The following is a 23,519-nucleotide window of genomic DNA, read 5'->3' as shown; positions in this document are numbered from 1 at the left end:
AACACTACGAGAAAAAAGGAGTACAAAGAAATTATGGAAAAAACAGTTGAAGCAGTAATCTGCGGACATGAAATTACATCAGCAGAGGTAGATGCATTTATCGCAAGCCTTCCGAGAGAACAGCAGGTATACGCATCCCATCCGGATTTCCGCAAACAGTGTGTTGATCAGCTGATCGCAGTTTATGCACTTGCAAAATATGGTGAAGAAGAAAAGTTAGACGAGACAGAAAAGTTTAAAGCAATTCTGGAAAATGCAAGAAAAGATATCCTTGCACAGATGGCGATCGGCAAGATCTTTGAGGGAATCACAATTTCAGATGAAGAGGTCAGAGAATATTTTGAAGCAAACAAAGCAAGATTTGCAAAAGGAGCATCTGTTCATGCAAAACATATTCTGGTTGATTCCGAAGACAAATGTAACGAACTACTTGAATCCATCGTAAGTGGTGGGAAAGCATTTGAGGATGTTGCAAAAGAATCTTCTACCTGCCCGTCAGGAGCAAACGGTGGAGATCTTGGCGAATTCGGAAAAGGACAGATGGTCAAAGAATTCGAAGATGCCGCATTTGCAGCAGAAATCGGACATGTGGTTGGACCGGTCAAGACACAGTTTGGATACCATCTGATCAAAGTGGAAGATAAGAAAAAAGCCGAAGATGCGAAGCTTGATGATGTAAAAGAGCAGATTAAGAGTGAGATCATGCAGAAAAAGCAGCAGGAGGCTTATACCGCGAAGGTGGAAGAACTGAAGAAGAAATATATGGCATAGTATTTGCCAGGATTTCATTCGATTGATAAAAAACAGCAGGACAGATTAATTTTTATCGGATCTGCACCCATTGCGCAGGCAATCCTTCTATCTGGAATCACTTGTGCTGCCAACTCTCATTTATGAAATATTTGTGAAAACTCCCCCGCAGATTTGACGAAACACGAAAAAAGTTGTAGTATATATGACGGAATTGTTACAGAAGTGTTAAGAAACGGAGATACGAATGCAGATTCGCAGTGCAGCAAAATGGATCGCAGCGGCAGCAGGGATACTGGTTGGCGCCGTTATCGTAGGATTTACATTAAAAGATACTACATATATAGAAGCAAAATTAGAACAGATCAAAGGAGCAAGACAGTCTGTTACAGCAGTGGAGAAAACGACAGCAAAGACGCAGAAGATAAAAAATGCGGAAATGGTGAAAAAGACACCCCTTCCGGAGAGTAGCAGTATTTCTGATTTTGCATTTACAGGACAGATGCCGGAGCTTCCTACCGGATGTGAGATCACATCTCTTACAATGGCTTTGAATTATTATGGATATTCTGCAGATAAGATGGCAATGGCACTCAAATATTTACCGACAGTTGGATGGACCAACACTTATTACGGAGACAATGAAACTTTATATGGAAATGATATTTACAATTATTTTATAGGAAATCCACAGTCAGAGACGGATGGATTAAGCTGCGGAGCGGGAGCAATCGTGACGGCAGCAGATGGCTATCTTGCAGATAATGGAAATGCAATGAAAGCAGAGGACGAGACAGGATCAGAGCCGGAACAGCTGTATCGTTTTGTAAGTGAAGGAACCCCCGTGGTTGTATGGGGAACAATTGGTATGGAAGAACGTCAGATAATGGAAAGCTGGAATACGGAAGATGGAAGAGAAGCCAGCTGGGCGATGAACGATCATTGTGTTGTACTGATCGGATACAGTGCAGACAGTGTGACTGTTGCAGACCCGATCGAAGGGATTGTGAGCTATGACAGAGCACAGTTTGAATCGGCTTTTCGTTCCAGAGGTAATCAGTGTGTGATTTTGAAGAATGTACAATAGAGAAGTGAGAGGTACTTTGCAGATAAAAACAGTCTGTGAAGTATCTCTTCTTTTTTATATATGTGATGAGCTGAGTGCAGAGTTTCGTCTACTTAAGGAAAGAAGATCAGGATTGTAAAAATATTTGAGAAGAAGTTTGCCAAAGGATTGACAATTTTTTGTTTTTTTGGTATCTTTAGACTATGGTACAAACGTTAGTCTAAAAAGAAAAATGACAAGAAGGAGAGCTACCATGAATTTAGTAACGAATATTCAGAAGTATTCGATCCATGACGGAGATGGAATCCGTACTACTGTATTTTTTAAAGGATGTCCATTAAAGTGCGAGTGGTGTCACAACCCTGAGACACAGCGTTTTGAGAGAGAGCTTCAGTGTGATAAAGAAAAGTGCGTCGGATGTGGAACCTGTGCGAAGGTCTGTCCGAACGGTGCCATCACTATGGTAGATGGAAAGCCGGAGCTTGACAAAGAGAAATGCCAGCTTTGCGGAAAATGTGATAATTTCTGTCCGCAAGGCATTCGGGAGATTGTCGGGCAGGAGTATCCGGTAAAGGAACTGGTAAAAGAGCTGATGAAAGACCGGATGTTTTATGAACAGTCCGGCGGTGGAGTCACACTTTCCGGCGGGGAAGTGATGGTGATGTCAACGGATTATATTTTACAGATCGCGAAAGCACTTAAAAAAGAAGAAATTTCGCTTACCATTGATACCTGCGGATATGTTTCGTATGATAAATTTGAAGCAATTTTACCGTATGTAGATACGTTTTTATATGACGTAAAAGTGATGGATCCGGAATTACATAAAAAGTATATCGGAGTTGACAATAAGCTGATTCTGGATAATCTGGTGAAGCTTTCAGATGCAGGGGCAAGGATTTACATCCGAATTCCGACGATCAAAGAAGTGAACGGCAATGTGCAGAACATGGAAGATACCATTCATTTTCTGAAGAAACACGGCATTCACCCAGCACAGGTTAATCTGCTGCCTTACCATAATACAGGAAGCAGTAAATATCCGAAGCTGGGTATGGAATACAAGGGAACTGATTTACATGCACCGGAAAAAGAAGAGATGGAAAGTTTTGTAAAGCTTTTTCAGGATGCAGGGTATACCAACACAAAAATAGGAGGATAAGAAAATGGCAAGAGGCATGAATGAAAGAATTCAGAAGCTGAGAGAACTGAGTGTTACAACACCGGTTCACATTGATCTCGAAAGAGCAAGAATCGAGACAGATTTTTACAGAAAAAATGATGGAAAATATTCGATTCCGGTTATGAGAGCCATGGTATTAAAAGAATATTTTTCAAAGAAGACACTTTATCTGGGAGACGGTGAGCTGATCGTTGGTGAAAAAGGAAAAGATCCACAGGCTTCTCCTACATTCCCGGAACTTTGCTGCCACAGCAAAGAAGATATGGTAGTTATGAGTGAACGTGACCTCGTATCTTTCCATACAACAGAAGAAGATCGTGAGATCCAGGAGAAGGAAATTATTCCTTACTGGTCAGGACGAAGCATGAGAGAGAAGATCCTTGCAGCTATGACTCCGGAATGGAATGACTGCTATTCAGCAGGTATGTTCACAGAGTTTATGGAGCAGAGAGGACCTGGACATACATGCGGTGGTGAACAGAACTTTAAAGTTGGATATCTGGAATACAAAGAAAAGATCAAAAAGACTATGGATGCGCTGGATTTCATGAATGATCCGGAAGCTACCGATAAAATGGAAGAACTCAAAGCGATGGATATTGCATGTGATGCGGTTATCATTCTTGGAGAAAGATATCACAAGCTTGCCCTTGAAATGGCAGAAAAAGAAGCAGATCCTACACGTAAGAAAGAATTAGAGCAGATCGCAGCCAACCTGGAAGTTGTTCCGGCTCACAAACCGCAGACCTTCTGGCAGGCAATCCAGTTATACTGGTTTACACATCTTGCGGTTACAACAGAACTGAACCCATGGGATGCATTCAGTCCGGGACGTCTGGATCAGCATCTGATTTCTTATTATGAAGCAGATACAGAAGCAGGAATCCTTGATGACGAGAAAGCAAAAGAACTGCTTGAATGCTTATGGATCAAATTCTACAACCAGCCGGCACCGGTTAAGGTTGGTATTACCTTAAAAGAAAGTGCTACTTATGTAGACTTTGCGAATATCAATACAGGTGGAGTTACACCAGATGGTAAAGACGGTGTAAACGCAGTCAGCTACCTGATCCTTGACTGTATGGATGAGATGAAGCTTGTACAGCCGAACTCCAATGTAACCATCAGCAAGAAGACACCGGCACGTTTCCTCAAGAGAGCATGCGATATTTCAAGAAAAGGATGGGGACAGCCGGCATTCTACAATACAGAAGCACAGATCATGGAGCTTGTTAATGCAGGAAAGACTCTGGAAGATGCCCGTCGTGGTGGATCTTCAGGTTGTGTAGAGACAGGAGCATGGGGAAGTGAAGCATATATCCTGACCGGTTATATGAATATTCCGAAGATTTTCCAGCTGACTCTTTACAACGGTTATGATGCAATGTCAGGCAAACAGCTCGGACTGAAGCTTGGTTATGCAAAAGACTTTAAGACATTTGATGAACTGTGGGATGCATTCAAGAAACAGATGAAGCATTTTATCGATATTAAGATCCGTGGAAACAATGTAATCGAGAGATTATATGCAGAAAATATGCCGGCACCGTGTCTTTCCGTTGTAACAAACGACTGCATCAGTAATGCAAAAGATTACAATGCAGGTGGAGCAAGATACAACACGAACTACATTCAGGGTGTTGGTATTGGAACCGTTACAGACTGTATTGCAGCTGTTAAATACAATGTATTTGACAAGAAGAACTTCACAATGGAAGAACTGATCGAAGCAATGGATCACAACTTTGAAGGATACGATGCAATCTACCGTATGGTTCATGACAAGACACCAAAATATGGTAACGATGATGACTACGCAGATGATCTGATGCAGGACGTATTTTATCTGTATCATGACCTGATCACAGGACGTCCGACTATGAGAGGCGGAAAGTACGGAGTCGATATGCTTCCTACAACCTGCCATGTTTACTTCGGAGATGTGATCGGAGCAACAGCTAACGGACGTAAAGCACATATCCCGGTTTCAGAAGGTATTTCACCGGAGAAATCCGCAGATGTGAACGGACCGACAGCAGTTATCAAATCATGTGCTAAGATGGATCATCTTGCTACAGCAGGAACACTTCTGAATCAGAAGTTCACACCGGACGTCGTAGCAGGAGAGAAAGGTCTTGACAATATGGCAAGTCTGATCCGCAGCTACTTTGCAATGGATGGACATCATGTACAGTTCAATGTTATCGACAGAAAGACTCTGCAGGAAGCGCAGAAGCATCCGGAAGATTACAGAGATCTGATCGTGCGTGTTGCAGGATACAGTGATTTCTTCCGTAACTTAAGCAAACCGCTTCAGGATGAGATCATCAACCGTACAGAGCAGTCATTCGAATAGAAAATAACCAGAGAAATTGAAAAAGGTTAAATAAAGGAAGAGGCAGGAGCACCGCAATGCAGAGAGTAATCTGTGTGTGGTGCTTCTGTTATTTTTTGAACCGGGAAGAAAAATTTTGGTAAGAATATCGTGGATTCTGAGAGCTATTTGATGTACTATCAAGATAGAAAAGAGAGTGGGAGCAGAATGAAAATTACAGTAGGAAGGAGTAATGGATATGCAGATCAAGCAGGAGCGATTAAAGGAAAGGATAGAGCGGATCAATGAGATGAGCCGGGATGAGACAGGCGGTTATACACGTCTGGCGTTCGGCGAAAAAGAGACGAAAGCGCGGATGATGGCAAAAGAGATGATGCTGGAAGCAGGACTGGAGGTAGAAATCGATGCAGCTGGAAATCTTATGGGACGCCTGTATCCGGATAACTGGAATGAAAAGGAGCTGCATGGTGTGATCGCAACAGGTTCCCACATCGATACGGTACGAAATGGAGGAAAATTTGACGGATTACTCGGAAGTATAGCAGGGATTGAAGTGGCACAGTGCCTGAAAGAAAATCATGTAAAATTAAAAAGCCCGTTTGAAGTAATTCTTTTTACAGATGAAGAAGGTGCCAGATTTAATGCAGGTATGGTCGGAAGTAAGGTAATTGCCGGTCTTGGAATGGAACGACCGCTTAGTGAATATACAGACAATGAGGGCATCAGTGAAGAGGCGGCAATGCAAAAGTGCGGATATCATCCGGAAAAACTGGAAGAGGCAGCGCACGCAGATAAATATGAAAAATTTGTTGAACTTCATATTGAACAGGGAATTGTGCTGGAACAGGAAAGCAGGCAGATAGGGATTGTAACCGGGATCAAAGGTCCATACTGGATTGAAGGAAGCTTTGAGGGGGAAGCAAATCATGCAGGCGGCACACCGATGAATATGCGGAAAGATGCAATGACGGCTGCTGCAAATTATATTGCAGAAGTAGAAAAAATAGCATCCCGTCTGGGAGATATGTTTGTGGCAACAGTAGGAACACTCAAAGTACATCCGGGTGGAATCAATACAATTCCGGGAAGAGTAGACTATACGATCGACATCAGAGATACAGATATGGAGCGCAGGGCACAGGGAATCCGGGAAATAAAAGAAGCGGCAGTGAAAATTTCGGACAGATTTCATGTAGAGAGTACCCAGAAGTGTCTGAAAGATGCAAAGGCAGAGATGATGAATGAAGCAATCGTAGACACAATCGAAGATGTGTGCAAAAAGCGGGGATATACATATATGCGTATGCCAAGTGGTCCGTTTCATGATACCTTATCGATGGCACATATCTGCGATGTGGGAATGATTTTCGTGCCAAGTATCGGAGGCGTAAGTCATTCACCATATGAAGATACGGCATGGGACGACATATTTGCAGGAGCGCAGGTGCTGGCAGATACTATGGAAAATCTTGTCGGTTAAGCTATCTGATCAGAGAAGCGAATCCGGAGGATAAAAGAAGCCAGCTCCTTTATGCAACAAAACGCTTAATGATGATGGAATCGGCATAGACTTAGGAATCAAAGATTTGGTTGCCTGCTCTGATGCTGTTAAGTATAAGAACATCAATAAGAGTCAGAAAGTAAAATCCAAGTACGAAGGGGAGAAGGACACATTGTCGTATGCAGAGTCAGGTGGTGGACAAGGCAGCAAAGGTGTACGGAACAACCAGGGTGGTCAGAAGAAAAAGAAGATAACAGAAAGAAAAATTTCCCGTATAGACGAAAGTTTATGCGGGAAATTTTATTGTAAAATGAAAAACAAAAATGAAAAACATTTTCAAATTCCATTGACATACAAAAATAATGTGATAAAATGAAAACGATTTCCAAATTGAAGGGAGGAGGTCAGTATGGCAAAAGCACCATATAAAACAAAACAAATGACCGAAATACTTACCTTCCTGAAATCGGTACAGGGAAGACATGTTACTGTGAATGAAATCTGCGATTTTTTCAGGGAAAAAGGGATTTCCGTCGGAACCACGACCATTTACCGTCATCTGGAGAAGATGGTGAAAGAAGGTCTGGTCGCGAAGTATGTAGTAGACGGTTCGAGCAGTGCCTGTTTTGAATATATCGGAGATCATGGGGAAGAACATGAAAACTGCTATCATTGTAAATGTGAGAAATGTGGAAAGCTGATCCATTTACAGTGCAATGAGGTAGAAAGCTTAAAACAGCATATGCAGCAGCATCATGATTTTCAGATGGATCCGCATCGTACCGTGTTTTACGGAATCTGCGGTGAATGCAGTAAGAAAGAATAGATAAAATTTATTAACAGATGAAATCTGGGAAAGGAGAAGGAGATGGATACAGGAAAGAAAAAAAGTATGGCAGCGGTTATATGTATTTTTCTTATATTTGTAACCTTTGCTTCTCTTTTTTATGTTGCCAGAGAGGAAAATCATAACTGTACGGGAAAGGACTGCCCAATCTGTGCCTGCGTTCATCAGGCAAAGCAGGTCCTTCGGAATCTGGGAACAACACCTGCAGTAGGATTTTTCGCCAGTCCGGTGATCTTTATCGCAGAAACTGTTGCTTTACCGGGGCTCTGGATCATTTTGTCCATTTCGTTAGTTCATCAAAAGGTAAGATTAAATGATTGAATAAAACTTTTTATAAAGCAGAAAGGGTATGAAAAGTCATACCTTTCCTTTGGTGTACCATTTTTTAATAAGTGTAGATAATGGAGGTTTTATTCATGAAAAAGTATATAGCAATTCTACTGGCCGCTGCGATGGCGACTCTGGGCATTTCTGCCTGCCGGAAGGAAAATTCCAATAAAGAAACAAAAGTTCAGAAAGATTCTGATATTAAAGTTGTGACAACCATTTTCCCGGAATATGACTGGGTACGTCAGATTGCGGGAGAAGAAGCGGATCAGATGGATATCACCATGCTTCTTGACAATGGTGTGGATCTGCACAGTTATCAGCCGACTGCAGAGGACATCATGAAAGTATCGGATTGTGATCTGTTCGTATATGTCGGCGGCGAATCGGATGCATGGGTGGATGATGCGTTAAAACAGGCGAAGAATAAAGATATGCAGGTGGTCAATCTGCTCGATGTACTTGGAAACAATGCGAAAGAGGAAGAAGTGATCGAAGGAATGGAGCCTGAAGAAGAGAAAGAAGGCGGAGAGGAAGAAGAACCGGAATATGATGAGCATGTATGGCTGTCTGTAAAAAATGCAGAAGTGCTGAGTAAGGCAATTGCAGACGCGCTGGAAAAAGCAGATCCGGATCATAAGGATATTTATCAGGAGAATGCATCTGCATACAGTGAAAAGCTGAAAGACCTGGATGCTAAGTACCAGGAAGTTGTTGATGGCGCGTCACAGAAAACACTGCTGTTTGGTGATCGTTTTCCATTCCGTTATCTGGTAGATGATTATGGATTAAGCTATTATGCTGCATTTGTCGGATGCTCGGCAGAAAGTGAAGCAAGCTTTGATACAATTTCATTCCTGGCGAATAAAGTAGATGAGTTGGGACTAAAGGATATCATGGCGATTGAAAATTCCAATCAGAAAATTGCAAAGACGATCATTGAGAACACCAAAGAGAAAAATCAGAAGATCCTGACACTGGATACTATGCAGTCTACAACATCGGATGATGTGAAGAATGGCACAACCTACCTGTCAGTGATGGAAAAGAATCTTGAAGTATTAAAAGAAGCTTTGCAGTAGGAGGGAATATGGCACAAATTATATGTCGGGATCTGGCAATCGGATATGAAGGAAAAACAGTCGTGCAGAATATAAACCTTTCGGTAAAGAAAGGGGATTATCTGTGTGTGATCGGGGAAAATGGGGCTGGGAAATCTACTTTTATGAAGACTTTACTGGGACTTTTACCACCGGTGAGCGGGAAAATAGAATTCCATGATGGACTGAAGAAGAATGAAATCGGATATTTGCCACAGCAGACAGAGGTGCAAAAAGATTTTCCGGCATCCGTGAGAGAAATTGTTCTCTCCGGATGTCAGAATCACCTTGGCTTCTGGCCGTTTTACCGTACAAAAGAGAAAAAATACGCAGAAGAGATGATGAAAAAACTGCAGATCACTCATCTGTCAAAACGTTGCTACAGAGAATTGTCCGGAGGGCAACAGCAGAGAGTTCTGCTTGCAAGAGCACTTTGTGCGACCAGGAAAATTCTGCTTCTGGATGAACCGGTTTCCGGGCTGGATCCACAAATGACAGAAGAAATGTATCGGTTAATTGAGAAGATCAACCGGGAAGACAAGATAACGATCATTATGATATCACATGATATCCGTGGGGCAATGGAATATGCAAGTCATATCCTGCAGATTGGTCAGGAAGTTATTTTTGAATCGAAAGAAAATTATCTGCGGGCGCATACGAAGAGAAGTGTTCTAGGAAATACAGGAGGGAAAAAATGATAGAAAAGCTGATATTTTATATGGGATATCCTTTTGTGCGGTATGCATTGATCGTTGGCGTACTGATCGCACTTTGTTCCTCCTTGCTTGGAGTGACACTGGTATTGAAAAGATTTTCGTTTATCGGAGACGGCTTATCCCATGTTGCATTTGGAGCGATGGCGGTGGCATCGGTTTTAAATATTACAAACAATATGCTGTTTATCCTTCCGGTAACGGTCGTATGTGCGATTTTATTATTACGGACAGGACAAAATACAAAAATAAAAGGAGATGCGGCGATTGCAATGATCTCAGTTGGAGCACTTGCAATCGGTTATCTGCTTATGAATGTATTTGCGACAGGTCCTAATCTTTCAGGAGATGTATGTACTACATTATTTGGATCTACTTCTATTTTGACATTGAAGATTGAACAGGTGTGGCTGTGTGTGGTATTGTCGGTTGTGGTTGTTATGTTATTTATCGTATTTTATCATAAAATTTTCTGCGTGACCTTTGATGAAACGTTCGCAAAGGCAACAGGCATCCGGGCAGACCGTTATAATTTGCTGATCGCCGTGATCACAGCGCTGATCATCGTACTTGCAATGAACCTGGTAGGCTCGTTACTGATCTCGGCACTGGTCATCTTTCCAGCACTATCCGCGATGCGTATCTTTAAAACATTTTTCAGTGTAACGGTATGTTCGGTTGTATTATCTGTGTGCTGTGCGATCAGTGGGATGCTTTTGTCAATCCTGGCAGGAACACCGGTTGGTTCAACGATCGTGGCAGCCGATATTGTGGCCTTTTTGATCTGCTGCATGATCGAAAAAATCGCGGGAGGGAAATAAAGTGAAAAAATTACAGAAATGGCTGATATTGTTTGTGGGAATTCTTTTGATAACCGGATGCAGAGATAATGCAAGCAGCAACAAGAAAGTGAATAACGGGAAATCTGTTAATGATGTATTAGAGAAACAGACAAAAGCGGAAGAACAGAAGGAACAGACAGAGGAAAAGGACAAGAAAAAAGAAAGTACAGACACTTCAGAAAATACGGAGACAGAAGATGTAGATTATGATCTTACAGAAATGAACAGTGATATGGTTTACGCGACAGTTTACCAGATGATGATGGAACCGGAGCAGTATGAAGGAAAAACAATCCGGATCGACGGGAATTATTATATAAGTAAGGATGAAGCGACAGGGAATACCTATCATTTTTGCGTGATCAAAGATGCGCTGGCGTGCTGCGCGCAGGGACTGGAATTTGTCCGGAAAAATGAGGAAGAATTGTCGGATGAAGATTATCCGGAACAGGAAACAGAAATTATCGTTCAGGGAACGTTCGAGACATATAAAGAACCAAATGATGAGACTTTGTATTGCAGGATCACAGATGCGGATATGCAGATAAAAAAATAAGAAGAGAAAAGATGGATCATGAAGGAATACGGGAAAAAGATTAGCAGATATTTGATGAAAAACAAAAAAGGAAGATTTTATTGTGTGGCAGGTGTGTTGTATCTGCTGGCAATTTTGTTTGTCATGAATGATGCCTGGCTGTATCAGACACCGATCGTGAAAGTGACAAAAGTAGTGACAATTGTAGAAGGGAAAAGCAAAAGTACCCGTGGAACAGAAGAAACGAAATATAAGCAGAGTCTTTATGGTAAGATCCTAAACGGAAAAGACAAAGGAAAAGAAGTCCGGATTGCCAATGAATACACAACAACAGAAATGGTTGACCAAAAATACCATAAAGGTGACCGGGTGTTTTATAAGGGATCATCGATCATTGGAGTAAAGCGGGATACGATGCTGGTTGTTATGCTTGGCTTCCTTGCACTTCTGCTCCTTGGGATTGCCGGACGGCAGGGCGGTTTGACGATCATAACAGCAATGTTGAATATTCTGATTTTTGTGATCGGTTTCTGGACGGCGGATGACACATCGGAAATTCTGAGTGTATGTAGCAGACTGATTCTTTTTTTCGCAGTGGTAACGCTTGTTGGATTAAATGGAATCCACAGGAAAACTTTTGCCGCACTATTGACAACACTATGTGTCCTGCTTATGATCATGGGGATATTTGATCTTGTTATGCAGCATATGGAAGAACTGGATTATTCGACGATGGAATATCTGGGCAGTATTGATAATCCGGATGAAATTTTCCATGCAGAGATCCTGTTGTCAGGACTCGGTGCCATCATGGATGTGGCGGTTGCCATATCGGTGGCTTTAAGCGAGATTGTTGAGCAGAAACCGGAAGTAAAATTTGTGGAACTTTTCCGTTCGGGCAGAGAGATCGGATATGACATTATGGGAACAATGATCAATGTGCTGTTGTTTGTGTTTGGCTGCGGTCTGATCCCTACATGTTTGATCCGGATGAACAATGAGGTGCGTTTTGTTACCATTGTAAAATTGCATATTCCATGTGAATTATGCCGTTTCTTTGTAGAAAGTATCGGAATTGTACTGGCGATCCCAGTGTCTATTTTCATAACAGCAGTTATGATGAAACTATCTGTGAAAAAGAGGGAAAAAAGATGTTGATCATATTGGGACTGATTCTAATGATAGTAATAGTGCTTGTTGGAGGGGACAGAGGCGCCATGTCTCTGATCGCTCTGGCTGGAAATATTTTGTGCCTGAGTCTTGCAATCTGGCTTTATGCCGTCGGAGCACCCGTGTTTTTGGTTACTGCCGGTGCAGGAATTTTAATTTCCTGTATCACTTTGTTTTATCAAAATGGGACGAATATTAAAACCTGGAGTGCATTTCTTGCGGTTGCAATTACAATGTGTGTGTTATTTGCATTTATTTATCTGGTCGTATGGAAAAGTGGGGCGGGAGGCTTGAATGAGATCCAGGCAGCCGGAGAAGATGTTTTCTATTATAATATGAACCTGGATATCAGTATGCCCAAGGTTGCAACAGCCGTAATTGTACTCAGCACATTAGGAGCTGTGATCGATATGGCACTGACAGTAACAACTTCCGTATATGAGGTGAAATGTCATAAGCCGGATATCAAAATGAACAAACTGGTTCAAAGTGGAATGAAGATTGGAAAAGATGTGATCGGAACAACGGTTAATACGTTATTGTTTGCATATCTGGGAGAATCGCTGTTGTTATTCGCGTATTTGAGAATGCAGAATTACTCCATTGAGCTGTTGCTCAACTCCAAAATTCTTTTTCAGAACTGTATTTCCATGATTTTTGGAGCAATTTCCTGCACAATGATAATGCCGGTTTCAGCGGTTTTGATCGCAAAAAACTGTGAGCTTTTTGATTGGATGGAAAATAGTAAATAGCAGGTTGACAGCAGGGAAATATCTGTGATAAACTTGTTTAAGATTAAACTGTTTACGAATGAACAATTTATTCGTGAACAGTTTTCTTTTTTTGAAGAAGCAAAAAGTGGAAGGAGGAAAGTCATTTGTGTGAAGGATGTGAAGAGCGAATCCACGTAGGACATCAGGTGCACCGGATAGACCGTTCGATTTCAAAACTGCTGGAAATGCGTGTAAAAGAAGAAGGACTGGATGAGATTGCCCTGATGCATGGCTGGATCTTACGTTATCTATATGAACATCAGGATAAGGAAATTTATCAGAAAGATATAGAAAAGTATTTTGGTATCTGCCGTTCAGCGGTAACAAATATTATCCAGACTCTGGAGAAAAAAGGGTACATCTGCCGTGCATCGGTTGCAAATGATGCGCGTCTGAAAAAAGTAATGCTGACAGAAAAAGGACGGGAAAACCATGAAAAACTGGGAGAAATTTTTCAGAAAATGGATGCGCAGTTGGAAGAAGGCATTACAGAAGAAGAATTACATGCATTTATGCATGTGATCGATAAAGTTTATTACAATATGGAAAAAATGAAAGGAGAGAATTCATGATTCGGACTTTATTAAAAGAAGTAAAAGAATATAAAGCGGCATCGATCGCAACACCGTTTTTTATGATTCTGGAAGTATTGTTTGAGACATTGATTCCATTTCTGATGGCATCTATTATCGATAAGGGTGTCAATACCGGAGATATTCACCATATTTACAAAGTTGGTGGAATTATGATCGTGGCTGCATTTTGTGGCCTGCTTGCCGGAATGGCAGGAGGACGATACGGAGCAAAGGCTTCGACCGGGTTCGCGAAGAATTTGAGAAATAAGATGTTCGATCAGATCCAGACCTATTCGTTTGCAAATATTGATCATTTCAGTACAGCAGGTCTGGTTACACGTCTGACAACAGATGTGACCAATGTGCAGAATGCGTACCAGATGATGCTGCGTATGATGATGAGAGCACCGGCAAGTATGATCTGTGCAATGGTGATGGCATTTATGATCAATGCCAGACTGGCAAGTATTTACCTTGTGGCAGTTGTGATCCTGGGAGTGATTCTCTTCTTTATCATTCGTCATGCAACGGCTTATTTCCAGCAGGCATTTCCAAAATATGATGCTTTAAATGCATCCGTTCAGGAAAATGTATCTGCGATCCGTGTAGTAAAAGCATATGTAAGAGAAGAACAGGAAACAAGTAAATTTCAGTATGCAAGTAAGAATATTTACGATATTTTTGTAAGAGCAGAGAAAAATGTTATATGGAACTCACCGATCATGATGTTCACTGTTTATACCTGCATCATCCTGATCAGCTGGTTTGGTGCAAAGATGATCGTAGTGAAATCGTTGACAACAGGAGAGTTGATGAGTCTTCTTGCATACTGTATGAACATTCTGATGAGTCTGATGATGCTGTCTATGGTATTTGTCATGATTTCCATGAGTATGGCAAGTATGCGGCGTATAGCAGAAGTACTGGGTGAAACCAGCGATATCCATAATCCGGAACATCCGCTTTATGAAGTGGAAGATGGAAGTATTTCATTTAAGAATGTAGATTTTGCTTACAAAAAAGACAGTGCAGAGAAAGTCCTGAAGAATATCAATCTGGACATCCATTCCGGTGAGACGATTGGCATTATTGGAGGAACCGGAAGTGCGAAGACGAGTCTGGTGAATCTGATCAGTCGTCTGTATGACGTGACAGGCGGAGAAATCCTGGTTGGCGGAAAGAATGTTAAGGATTATGATCTGGAAGTACTGAGAAACCAGGTATCTGTTGTATTGCAGAAAAATGTACTGTTTACCGGAAGTATTCTGGATAACCTGCGCTGGGGAAACAAAGAGGCGACCGACGAAGAATGTATGGAAGCATGTCGGCTTGCATGTGCAGATGAATTCATTGAGCGTTTCCCGGATAAATATAATACCCACATTGAGCAGGGAGGAAATAACGTATCCGGTGGTCAGAAGCAGAGACTGTGTATTGCAAGAGCACTGCTTAAGAAACCGAAGATCCTGATCCTGGATGACAGTACCAGTGCGGTAGATACTGCTACAGATGCGAAGATCCGCCGTGCATTCCGTGAAGAAATCCCGGATACAACAAAGCTGATCATTGCACAGCGTGTATCCAGTGTGCAGGATGCAGACCGTATCATCGTTATGGATGAAGGGCAGGTTCATGGATTTGGTACACACGAAGAATTGCTGAAGACCGATGAAATTTACCGCGAAGTATACGAATCGCAGACTCAGGGCGGAGGAGATTTTGATGAAAACGGAGGTGAAGCATAATGCCAAGACCGATGGGAAGACCACAGAATAAAGTGAAATATCCGGGGAAACTTTTGATGCGTCTGATAAACTACATTTTCCGTGATTATAAAGTTCATTGTATTGCAGTATTTATCCTTATATTTGTAGGAGTTATCGCAAATGTGCAGGGAACGATGTTTACAAGAGATCTGATCGACAAATATATTACACCGTTCTTGCTGTCTGACGGTACACCGAACTTTTCACCGCTTGCACATGCAATTGAAAGGGTTGCGGTATTTTACGGAATCGGAATCGTTGCGACTTACGCATATAACCGTATCATGATCAATGTGACACAGGGAATGATGATGAATATGCGTAATGAGCTGTTTGAACATATGGAAAAGCTGCCAATCAAATATTTTGATACCCATGCACATGGTGATATCATGTCAATTTACACGAACGATATCGATACCCTGCGGCAGATGGTCAGCCAGAGTATTCCGCAGATCATCAACAGCGGATTTACGATCATCAGTGTATTTGTCAGTATGTTGATCTTAAATATTCCACTTACGGTTGTGACGATGATCATGGTTGCAATTATGATATTTGGTACCAAGAAAGCCGCCGGACAGAGCGGGAAATATTTCCTGGAACAGCAGAAAAATCTTGGAAAAGTCAATGGTTATATTGAAGAAATGATGAATGGACAGAAGGTTGTCAAGGTCTTCTGCCATGAGGAAGAAAGTAAGGCAGAATTTAAAGAGCTGAATGAGGCACTTTTTGTAAGCGCAGACCGTGCGAATACCTATGCAAACTACCTCGGACCTTTGAATGCGCAGATCGGAAATATCAGTTATGTAGTCTGTGCGATTGTCGGAGGTGCCCTTGCGCTGAATGGTGTGGGAGGATTTACACTGGGTGCACTGGCAAGCTTTCTGACATTCAATAAAAGCTTCAGTATGCCGATCAACCAGGTCAGCCAGCAGATGAATGCTATTGTAATGGCACTTGCAGGAGCAGAGCGTATCTTTACCCTTCTGGATGAGAAAGTGGAAGTAGATGACGGGTATGTGACTCTGGTCAATGTGAAAAAAGAAAATGGAAAACTTATAGAATGTAAGGAACATACCCGATGCTGGGCATGGAAGCATACACATCAGGCAGATGGTTCGGTAGATTATATTGAGCTTAAGGGAAATGTAGTATTTGATGGTGTGGATTTCGGGTACAATAATGACAAGATCGTGCTTCATGATGTGAAATTGTATGCAGAGCCAGGACAGAAAATTGCCTTTGTAGGTTCGACAGGAGCAGGAAAAACAACTATTACAAATCTGATCAACCGGTTTTATGATATTCAGGATGGAAAAATCCGCTACGATGGAATTAATATAAACAAGATTCGGAAAGCGGATCTGCGACGTTCCCTTGGAATTGTACTGCAGGATACACATCTGTTCACAGGAACGGTAAAAGACAATATCCGTTTTGGAAAACTGGATGCAACAGATGAAGAAATTTTTGCAGCAGCAGAATTGGCAAATGCAGATGGATTTATCCGCAGACTTCCGGAAGGATATGATACGGTCATCACCGGGGATGGAGCAAACTTAAGCCAGGGACAGAGACAGCTTCTTGCAATTGCCAGAGCAGCAGTTGCAGATCCGCCGGTACTGATCCTGGATGAGGCTACAAGCTCTATTGATACGCGTACTGAACGTATTATTCAGGAAAGCATGGACAGACTGATGCATGGACGTACTACGTTTGTGATCGCACACCGTCTGTCTACGGTTCGGAATTCCGACTGTATCATGGTTCTGGAACAGGGACGCATTATCGAAAGAGGTACCCATGACCAACTGATTTCAGAAAAGGGAAAATATTATCAGTTGTACACCGGGAATGCAATTGCTGAATAAGATTCAAAAGACAGGATGTTACTGTTCACAGTACCTGTGACCAGCAACGCATCTCGCCATTTTAAATCGCCTTTGGCGATGGGCGAGATGCCGTTCAAGATAAAACGTGCATCCTCCGTGCCAATCAGCGTAGTGATTGACACGGGAGTGAACAGTAACAGCAGGATTCAACAAAATTTACATAAAAATTTACATAAATTAAAAAATACTATCAATTTTTTTGTGCATACGCTATACTTGTATATATAGCACTGCAAGTCCTTCCGAGCAGAGAAGTAAAATAGCAGTTCTATAAAAATGTCATGATAGGGTAGGTTTGGGGATGAAAAAACAAATCAATTGCAAAGAAGTTGCATGGGAACTATTTACACTTACCGCTGCAGTGGCAATTATCGCTGCAGCGGTTTATTTCTTTCTGGTGCCGAGCCATGCATCGGTCAGCAGTATTTCCGGTCTTGGAATTATTCTTACGAATTTTATACCTTTACCGCTTTCAGTGATCACGATGGTCCTGAATGTTGTTCTTTTGATCATCGGATTCATAACATGTGGACGGGAATTTGGTACGAAAACCGTGTATACCAGTATCTTACTGCCGGTATTTATCGGTATTTTTGAACGGATTTTCCCGAATATCGGTTCCCTGACAAAAACCCAGGAACTGGATGTCCTCTGTTATGTTCTGGTAGTCAGTGTAGGACTCAGTATTCTCTTTAATATGAATGCTTCTTCCGGCGGACTTGATATTGTGGCTAAGATCATGAATAAATATCTGCACATCGAATTGGGGAAAGCCATGTCTTTAGCCGGTATGTGTGTGGCGCTTTCGGCAGCACTTGTATATGATAAGAAGACGGTGGTTTTAAGCGTTCTTGGTACTTATTTTAATGGGATGGTGGTAGACCATTTTATCTTCGGGCAGAATCTGAAACGAAGAGTATGTATTATTACAAAGTATGAAGAAGAACTTCGGAATTTTATTCTGCATGAGCTTCATAGTGGAGCAACCATTTATGATGCCATCGGAGCGTACAATTTAGATAAAAGACACGAGATCATTACGATCGTAGATAAAAATGAGTATCAGAAACTCATGAATTATATCAATAATCTTGATCCGAAGGCTTTCGTCACAGTGTACACGGTGGCAGACATGAGATATCAGCAGAAGGTTTTGGAAAATGAAGAAAGAAGTTAGTGATCTACTCCATCAGGTTTAAGAAATACAAATGAAATATCTGAAATATGTCACAAACAATAGCAACCAGTATTTATTACAAAAAATGGTTATGGAGATTTAGTAGTTATGAGTATGGAAACTTATGAAGAATTACTCAGCACAAATCAGATTGATAAGGCAATTTTTAAAGCAGAACGGGAAGTCGCAGAAGGTGCAGAATTATTAGATGCACGTGAGGCATTGGGAGAACTCAGGAGGAAACATTTGGGATAAATATACCGTAAAAATGTTTCCACAGGCATATAGAGATATTGATAAGATATACGAGCAGGCACTTCTTGTTAGTAATTATGCTGATAATGCAATTGCACTGGCAGAAAAACTTGAAAAAGCAATTTTAAGTTTGGAAGAACAGCCATATCGAGAGGCAGAAAGAAAATATGGATTTTATGCTTTTAAAGGATATAGGCAGTTGACTGTAGAAAACTATATTATCGTTTATGAAGTGTTTGAGAATGAAAAAGTTGTTGCAGTGGTAACTATAAAATATGGAAAAGTGAGTTTTAGAATCAAGAAATCTCACTGAAATATAAAGGGTACTAAAAAACGTCACAATTTGTGGCGTTTTTTAGTGCAGGAAAAAGGAGACCAAGAGTGTCAGAAATCAGATTTTCATCAAAGGAAAGAAGCTGATATCTTATTTGAAAAAAGAGAAGAACCGTTTAATATTTATGAATATTGCAAAAAGTAGTAATTTTTTATACTAAAAAAGACATCATCACCAAATCCCGATACAGCGTCACAATCTTTAAAAACCCAAGAACCGCCGCACCGTATGCCATCTTTTACCAACCAGCCGAAAGAACAACTTTCATGGAAGTTTAGGCAGAGCCGGACATGATAGGCAACAGACAGTACGACAGAAGAAAAAAGACTGGTGGGCTACAGATGTAAAAGTAGAATTTGACAAACTGAAAGCTGAAAATTCAGATGTTATCGGATGGATACGGTTTGATAATCAGGATGAACTTGGCATCAACTATCCAATTCTGTATTCAGGTGACAATCAGAAATATCTGAGAACCGACTTGCATGGCAACAGCCACATCGCAGAGTGTATCTTTTTGGAAGGCCTTAACAAATCTGATTTTTCGGATTATTACAACATTATCTACGGTCACAATATGAATGACGGAAGCATGTTCGGGAGCCTGAAAAATATAAGGATGACGGTTTCTGGAAAGAGAATCAATACTTCTGTTGATACAGGAGTAAAGCCGCAGACCAGTAACAAGATACTGACACTTTCTACCTGTACAGGGAACGGATACAGCAAGCGGCTTGCCATCCATGCAGTCTGCGTTGACGTACAGACTACGGATGAGTCAAAATTAAAGGAAACAGGAAATTAAGAGTGAAAATATCCAAAAGTATGTGAAAAAAGAAATAAAAACATATTTTTGGATATTTTTATATGGAATTATAATGTTGTAGCGGAAAATGCATTGACAAACCTGAAAAAAGGACAATATAATTAAAATTGCATAGTTTGAGCAAACTAACCAAAGCGTAATCGGTAAACAAAACAGAGGAAAAAAGTAATGGAAACAAAGAAAGTGGCAAAAGAATACCTGCAAAAGGATATTCTGCGGACGATTTTTCAGATGTGGTATTCCTTTTACACCACAGAGATCGGAAAAGAGAGAAAAGCAGCTATTGAAGATATGCGGTTTGAAAGGGATGGCTGGCTGCACATAGAACCTTGGGAAATTTGGTTGGAACTAACGGAGCATCCAGAAAATGAGGATGACAGAACGATCTGGTATCAGGATATGCATGGAATCTGGAAGAAGGCAGAAGTAAATGATCACAGCATCAAAATACCTGCCACAGCATTTCACATAGAGTACGAACAGCAGTGGTTGGGTGAAATACATTTCACCTGTAATCTGGGGTTTGTCGCAGAGAAAAAGGAAGGCTCCAAGAAAAAAACGATATGCTTACTGGATGGAAGGCTTTTGCAGAAAATACCGGATATCGTGTAACGGACAAATATATAAAAAAGACAGGTGGGAAAGGTAAAATGGTAAAGAAGATTGAAAACAGAAATATTGATGTAACAAAAGCCAGAGGCGAATTAGAAGAAGATCTTCTGGAATATGTCTACCGGACATGGAGGCAGGGCAGACAGATCACATCGAAAGAGTATGCCAGAGAAGTGAACATAACCGGATATGAAGCGGCAGGCCTGGTGCGGAGTCTGGTGAAAAAAGGATTTTTGTGTGAGCCGGAAAACGGACATCTGGAACTGAGCGATAAGGGAAAACTGGAAGGTATGGAGTGCCTTGCACGTCATGAGAAACTGACACAGTTCTTCCAGATGGTAAGCGGAATGGATCAGAAGAGGGCGCAGGAAGATGCCTGTAGAGTGGAACATTATATCAGTCCGGAAGGATTAAAAGGAATTGAAAACTTTCTGCAGTACGGTGATGTATACGATCGAATTTATGACGATATGGACTTGTATACCTTTTATGAGGATGGCGATTTCCCGATGGCATTCGGACTGTATGAACCGGAGCGACGCAATCCGAGATTCCTTGCAACAGAGTATGAGAAACTGGAACACTCCGTCATATTGAGAGTGAAAAAGTCCCAGAACTGCTTCCGGCTCAAGACAAAAAAAGATGAATCTATCGGATGTGTATGGTATAGAAGAGATGAAGAATGGATACAGGCGAAAGAAGAAAAAGGTGTTTATCAGTTGCCGACAGACATCTTTACCTATACTGCGAATACAGGAATTCCGGTCACAGAAGCAGTGGCAATTATTGCGATTACCCGTTTTGAACAGAAGCCATTGCCAATCGATTATCGGGAATTGAATATTCATGTATGGTGACGAAGAGAGGACAAAGAAAATGGAAAAAGGTGAACATCTAAAGAGACAGAACAGACCTACAATGCTGCAACTGCAATATTTACAAGGCCTGTCAAAAGTAGAAAAGAAACGTGGAGCTCAGGGAAGTATCGCAGAATATTATGGCGTGAACCGTTCAACGGTGAACCGCTATTTTAAGAACTGCATAGAAAGAGGAATTCTGACAGAATCACTGGAATTTACTCCTGCAGGAGAAGAATGGCTGGAACGATATTCCAACCTGTATGAGAATCTTGAAAAATATCTGGAAGAAATCGGTGCAAAACCGGAAGAAATCGGGGAATCACTGGATGTTATGGTGGAGAATATCGACATCCACATGCTGGAACTGATGATTAACGCCTATGCAGAGAAAAAATCAGTATACAAGAAAAAAGAGAATGAACTGGATCAGGAGATACAGCACAATTTGCAGAAATGTGAAAGGCATCCGGTAGTGTTCCGGCTTTACCGGATGAATAAAAAGCAGGGGCAGGGAAGAGACTCTATGGCGATGAGAGGATTTGAAGATATAGCCGAAATCGTTCAGGAGAATGGAGAAAGCTATCTGGAATTAAAGCTGAAAGAGATGGCTGCACACTCCAGAGCGAACGGTGAAATGATGGCTGGAAAACTGAAAACATTAAAGTATGAGCATAATGAAGTTTTGGAAGAAGCAAGAATAGAGAATAATATTGTGAAAATCCCGATGGAAGCGTGTAGAATCCACCGATGGACGGGAATCGGCACAATGGGAATTGTACCAGTTACCGTAACCTGTAGTGTAGGACCGGTTCACATGCCGGAAAGTACTGCATTATTATATTTCTGGGTATAAATAAGAAGTGAGAAAAATTCTCATTTACGCATATCATGTAACAAAATAAGAAAAAATTTCAATAAGGTGCTGTTGTTGATAAAATGCTATCAATAACAGCACTTTTGCGTCTGTTGTTGTCTGAATAGCAACAAAATCAAAGGAAATAACGGCTCATTTGTTGCAATTCAGACAACAAACTTGTGCGAAAATTGTATTGACATCAGATGGCAAATTATGGTATCTTTCAGACAAGGAGTTAGGAACGAGCAACCGGAAATATTCTCGTAGAACTCTAAACATCATAACTAAAGATTTATTAGCAAAAAGCTAATGGAAATAATAGTAGATTGAATATTAGCAATCTTGCAGATGGTGTATATTCTATTACCGGAAATATGGTGAAAGTTGATAAAACAACAGCTTCTATGTCGGATGCAGCGATTGATCATACTATTAAATTGACTGTAAAGAATGGTAAATATTATATTACTTTGAACTTCAATGGTTTGACGGTGGGACAGAAACTTGGATATTTAAGTCAGCTGAAATATTTCACAACAGGTTATACACTTGATAAGTATGGAAATCCGCATGGAACACTTGCTGATGTTACAGTTACATTCCTGTTGGCAGATACCATCGGAAGAACGATAGCCGCTCCGTATGAGGTATCTGCATTCATCATTATGAGTGTGGTCGGAGGTCCATTCTTCATCATTCTGTTAAGGAGGTCTAAGAAGTATGGGAAGTAAAGAAAAGAATATGGATTTGACTTCTACAGAAAATGAAGCAGTAAAGAAAGTGAAAAAAGCGGATAAGTGGGCAGACAAGCCTGCGATGGAAGTCAGAGACCTGCATTTTTCCTATGGAAAAAATAAAGTCTTAAAGGGCGTATCCCTGAAGATTGAAGAAGGTAAAATAACAACGATTATGGGAGCAAACGGATGCTGTAAATCCACACTGTTTTCCCTGATGACAAAGAACCTCTATCCGAGAAAGGGGAACATTTTCCTTAAGGGTAAAAACATCCAGAACCTGAATTTAAAAGAATTTGCCAGAAAGGTTGCGATTGTTCAACAGTATAACAGTGCATCAGACGATATCACTGTTGAGAATCTGGTGGCATTCGGAAGAACCCCTCATAAGAAAATGATGCAGGGAGACAGTGCCGAAGATGAGCGTATGATCCAGTGGGCATTGGAAGTAACCAATCTGACAGAATATCGTGACAAGGGTTGA

At 41.1% G+C, this 23,519-nt stretch carries 22 protein-coding genes and 4 pseudogenes; all 26 read left to right on the top strand.

The window, feature by feature from the left end:
* The first annotated feature begins 33 nt into the window (after nt 1-33).
* Nucleotides 34-771, top strand: coding sequence for a peptidylprolyl isomerase (locus tag PG766_RS02960; RefSeq protein ID WP_118198569.1), 738 nt, complete (start codon nt 34-36; stop codon nt 769-771).
* A gap of 226 nt (nt 772-997) precedes the next feature.
* Complete coding sequence (locus PG766_RS02955; RefSeq protein WP_118198570.1) at nt 998-1,837, top strand: C39 family peptidase; 840 nt, start codon at nt 998-1,000, stop codon at nt 1,835-1,837.
* A gap of 232 nt (nt 1,838-2,069) precedes the next feature.
* A complete protein-coding gene (locus PG766_RS02950; protein WP_195250478.1) occupies nt 2,070-2,978 on the top strand; it encodes a trans-4-hydroxy-L-proline dehydratase activase in 909 nt (302 codons plus the stop codon).
* A gap of 4 nt (nt 2,979-2,982) precedes the next feature.
* Entirely contained in the window at nt 2,983-5,355 is a 2,373-nt protein-coding gene (gene hypD, locus PG766_RS02945; protein WP_117556981.1) for a trans-4-hydroxy-L-proline dehydratase, read from the top strand.
* Nucleotides 5,356-5,572: 217 nt separating this feature from the next.
* Nucleotides 5,573-6,814: a M20 family metallo-hydrolase gene (locus tag PG766_RS02940; protein WP_182438584.1), complete on the top strand. Its 1,242-nt coding sequence runs from the start codon at nt 5,573-5,575 to the stop codon at nt 6,812-6,814.
* 430 nt (nt 6,815-7,244) lie between these two features.
* Nucleotides 7,245-7,661, top strand: coding sequence for a Fur family transcriptional regulator (locus PG766_RS02935; RefSeq protein WP_118198573.1), 417 nt, complete (start codon nt 7,245-7,247; stop codon nt 7,659-7,661).
* Nucleotides 7,662-7,703: 42 nt separating this feature from the next.
* The gene (locus tag PG766_RS02930; protein ID WP_117556986.1) at nt 7,704-8,003 is read left to right on the top strand and encodes a hypothetical protein; all 300 of its coding nucleotides are present in this window, start codon (nt 7,704-7,706) and stop codon (nt 8,001-8,003) included.
* Between the two features lie 95 nt (nt 8,004-8,098).
* Nucleotides 8,099-9,091 (top strand): metal ABC transporter substrate-binding protein, encoded by a 993-nt coding sequence (locus PG766_RS02925; protein WP_118198574.1) that lies wholly within the window; start codon nt 8,099-8,101, stop codon nt 9,089-9,091.
* 8 nt (nt 9,092-9,099) lie between these two features.
* Nucleotides 9,100-9,810, top strand: coding sequence for a metal ABC transporter ATP-binding protein (locus PG766_RS02920; protein WP_270590381.1), 711 nt, complete (start codon nt 9,100-9,102; stop codon nt 9,808-9,810).
* Nucleotides 9,807-10,646 carry a metal ABC transporter permease gene (locus PG766_RS02915; protein WP_118198576.1) on the top strand — a complete coding sequence of 280 codons (840 nt, stop codon included), beginning with the start codon at nt 9,807-9,809 and terminating at the stop codon, nt 10,644-10,646. Before PG766_RS02920 ends, PG766_RS02915 begins: the two co-directional genes overlap by 4 nt.
* A 1-nt stretch (nt 10,647) precedes the next feature.
* Nucleotides 10,648-11,223, top strand: a complete 576-nt coding sequence (locus PG766_RS02910; protein WP_117556994.1) for a hypothetical protein — start codon at nt 10,648-10,650, stop codon at nt 11,221-11,223.
* Nucleotides 11,224-11,277: 54 nt separating this feature from the next.
* The gene (locus tag PG766_RS02905) at nt 11,278-12,360 is read left to right on the top strand and encodes a YibE/F family protein (RefSeq protein WP_118198591.1); all 1,083 of its coding nucleotides are present in this window, start codon (nt 11,278-11,280) and stop codon (nt 12,358-12,360) included.
* Nucleotides 12,354-13,124: a YibE/F family protein gene (locus PG766_RS02900; RefSeq protein WP_055246697.1), complete on the top strand. Its 771-nt coding sequence runs from the start codon at nt 12,354-12,356 to the stop codon at nt 13,122-13,124. The genes PG766_RS02905 and PG766_RS02900 overlap by 7 nt, the downstream gene beginning before the upstream one ends.
* Nucleotides 13,125-13,249: 125 nt before the next feature.
* Nucleotides 13,250-13,717 (top strand): MarR family winged helix-turn-helix transcriptional regulator, encoded by a 468-nt coding sequence (locus PG766_RS02895; RefSeq protein ID WP_022220303.1) that lies wholly within the window; start codon nt 13,250-13,252, stop codon nt 13,715-13,717.
* Nucleotides 13,714-15,465, top strand: a complete 1,752-nt coding sequence (locus PG766_RS02890) for an ABC transporter ATP-binding protein (protein WP_117835661.1) — start codon at nt 13,714-13,716, stop codon at nt 15,463-15,465. Before PG766_RS02895 ends, PG766_RS02890 begins: the two co-directional genes overlap by 4 nt.
* Nucleotides 15,465-17,360: an ABC transporter ATP-binding protein gene (locus tag PG766_RS02885; RefSeq protein WP_055157235.1), complete on the top strand. Its 1,896-nt coding sequence runs from the start codon at nt 15,465-15,467 to the stop codon at nt 17,358-17,360. Before PG766_RS02890 ends, PG766_RS02885 begins: the two co-directional genes overlap by 1 nt.
* A 322-nt stretch (nt 17,361-17,682) precedes the next feature.
* The gene (locus PG766_RS02880) at nt 17,683-18,558 is read left to right on the top strand and encodes a YitT family protein (RefSeq protein ID WP_118198578.1); all 876 of its coding nucleotides are present in this window, start codon (nt 17,683-17,685) and stop codon (nt 18,556-18,558) included.
* A 36-nt stretch (nt 18,559-18,594) separates the two neighbouring features.
* Nucleotides 18,595-18,813 (top strand): annotated as a pseudogene (locus PG766_RS02875) (prevent-host-death protein).
* Between the two features lie 13 nt (nt 18,814-18,826).
* On the top strand, nt 18,827-19,126 hold the full coding sequence (locus PG766_RS02870) for a type II toxin-antitoxin system RelE/ParE family toxin (RefSeq protein ID WP_243014344.1): 300 nt from the start codon (nt 18,827-18,829) through the stop codon (nt 19,124-19,126).
* A gap of 538 nt (nt 19,127-19,664) precedes the next feature.
* Nucleotides 19,665-19,952 carry a class B sortase gene (locus tag PG766_RS02865; protein WP_243014346.1) on the top strand — a complete coding sequence of 96 codons (288 nt, stop codon included), beginning with the start codon at nt 19,665-19,667 and terminating at the stop codon, nt 19,950-19,952.
* A gap of 189 nt (nt 19,953-20,141) precedes the next feature.
* Nucleotides 20,142-20,585, top strand: a complete 444-nt coding sequence (locus PG766_RS02860) for a hypothetical protein (protein WP_118198581.1) — start codon at nt 20,142-20,144, stop codon at nt 20,583-20,585.
* Nucleotides 20,586-20,623: 38 nt separating this feature from the next.
* Complete coding sequence (locus tag PG766_RS02855; protein ID WP_118198592.1) at nt 20,624-21,442, top strand: metal-dependent transcriptional regulator; 819 nt, start codon at nt 20,624-20,626, stop codon at nt 21,440-21,442.
* Between the two features lie 19 nt (nt 21,443-21,461).
* Nucleotides 21,462-22,298 carry a hypothetical protein gene (locus PG766_RS02850; protein ID WP_118198593.1) on the top strand — a complete coding sequence of 279 codons (837 nt, stop codon included), beginning with the start codon at nt 21,462-21,464 and terminating at the stop codon, nt 22,296-22,298.
* 329 nt (nt 22,299-22,627) lie between these two features.
* Nucleotides 22,628-22,795: pseudogene (locus tag PG766_RS17050) on the top strand (NEAT domain-containing protein); the annotation flags it as partial.
* A gap of 102 nt (nt 22,796-22,897) precedes the next feature.
* A pseudogene (locus tag PG766_RS17045) lies at nt 22,898-23,032 on the top strand (iron chelate uptake ABC transporter family permease subunit); the annotation flags it as partial.
* Nucleotides 23,022-23,513: pseudogene (locus PG766_RS02835) on the top strand (ABC transporter ATP-binding protein); the annotation flags it as partial. The pseudogenes PG766_RS17045 and PG766_RS02835, both read left to right, overlap by 11 nt.
* Between the last annotated feature and the right edge of the window lie 6 nt (nt 23,514-23,519).

The organism is Coprococcus sp. LG101-27 (genome assembly GCF_027695515.1).
In the GTDB taxonomy this organism is placed as follows: domain Bacteria; phylum Bacillota; class Clostridia; order Lachnospirales; family Lachnospiraceae; genus Allocoprococcus; species Allocoprococcus comes.
This window is presented reverse-complemented; position numbering and strand designations above follow the sequence as displayed.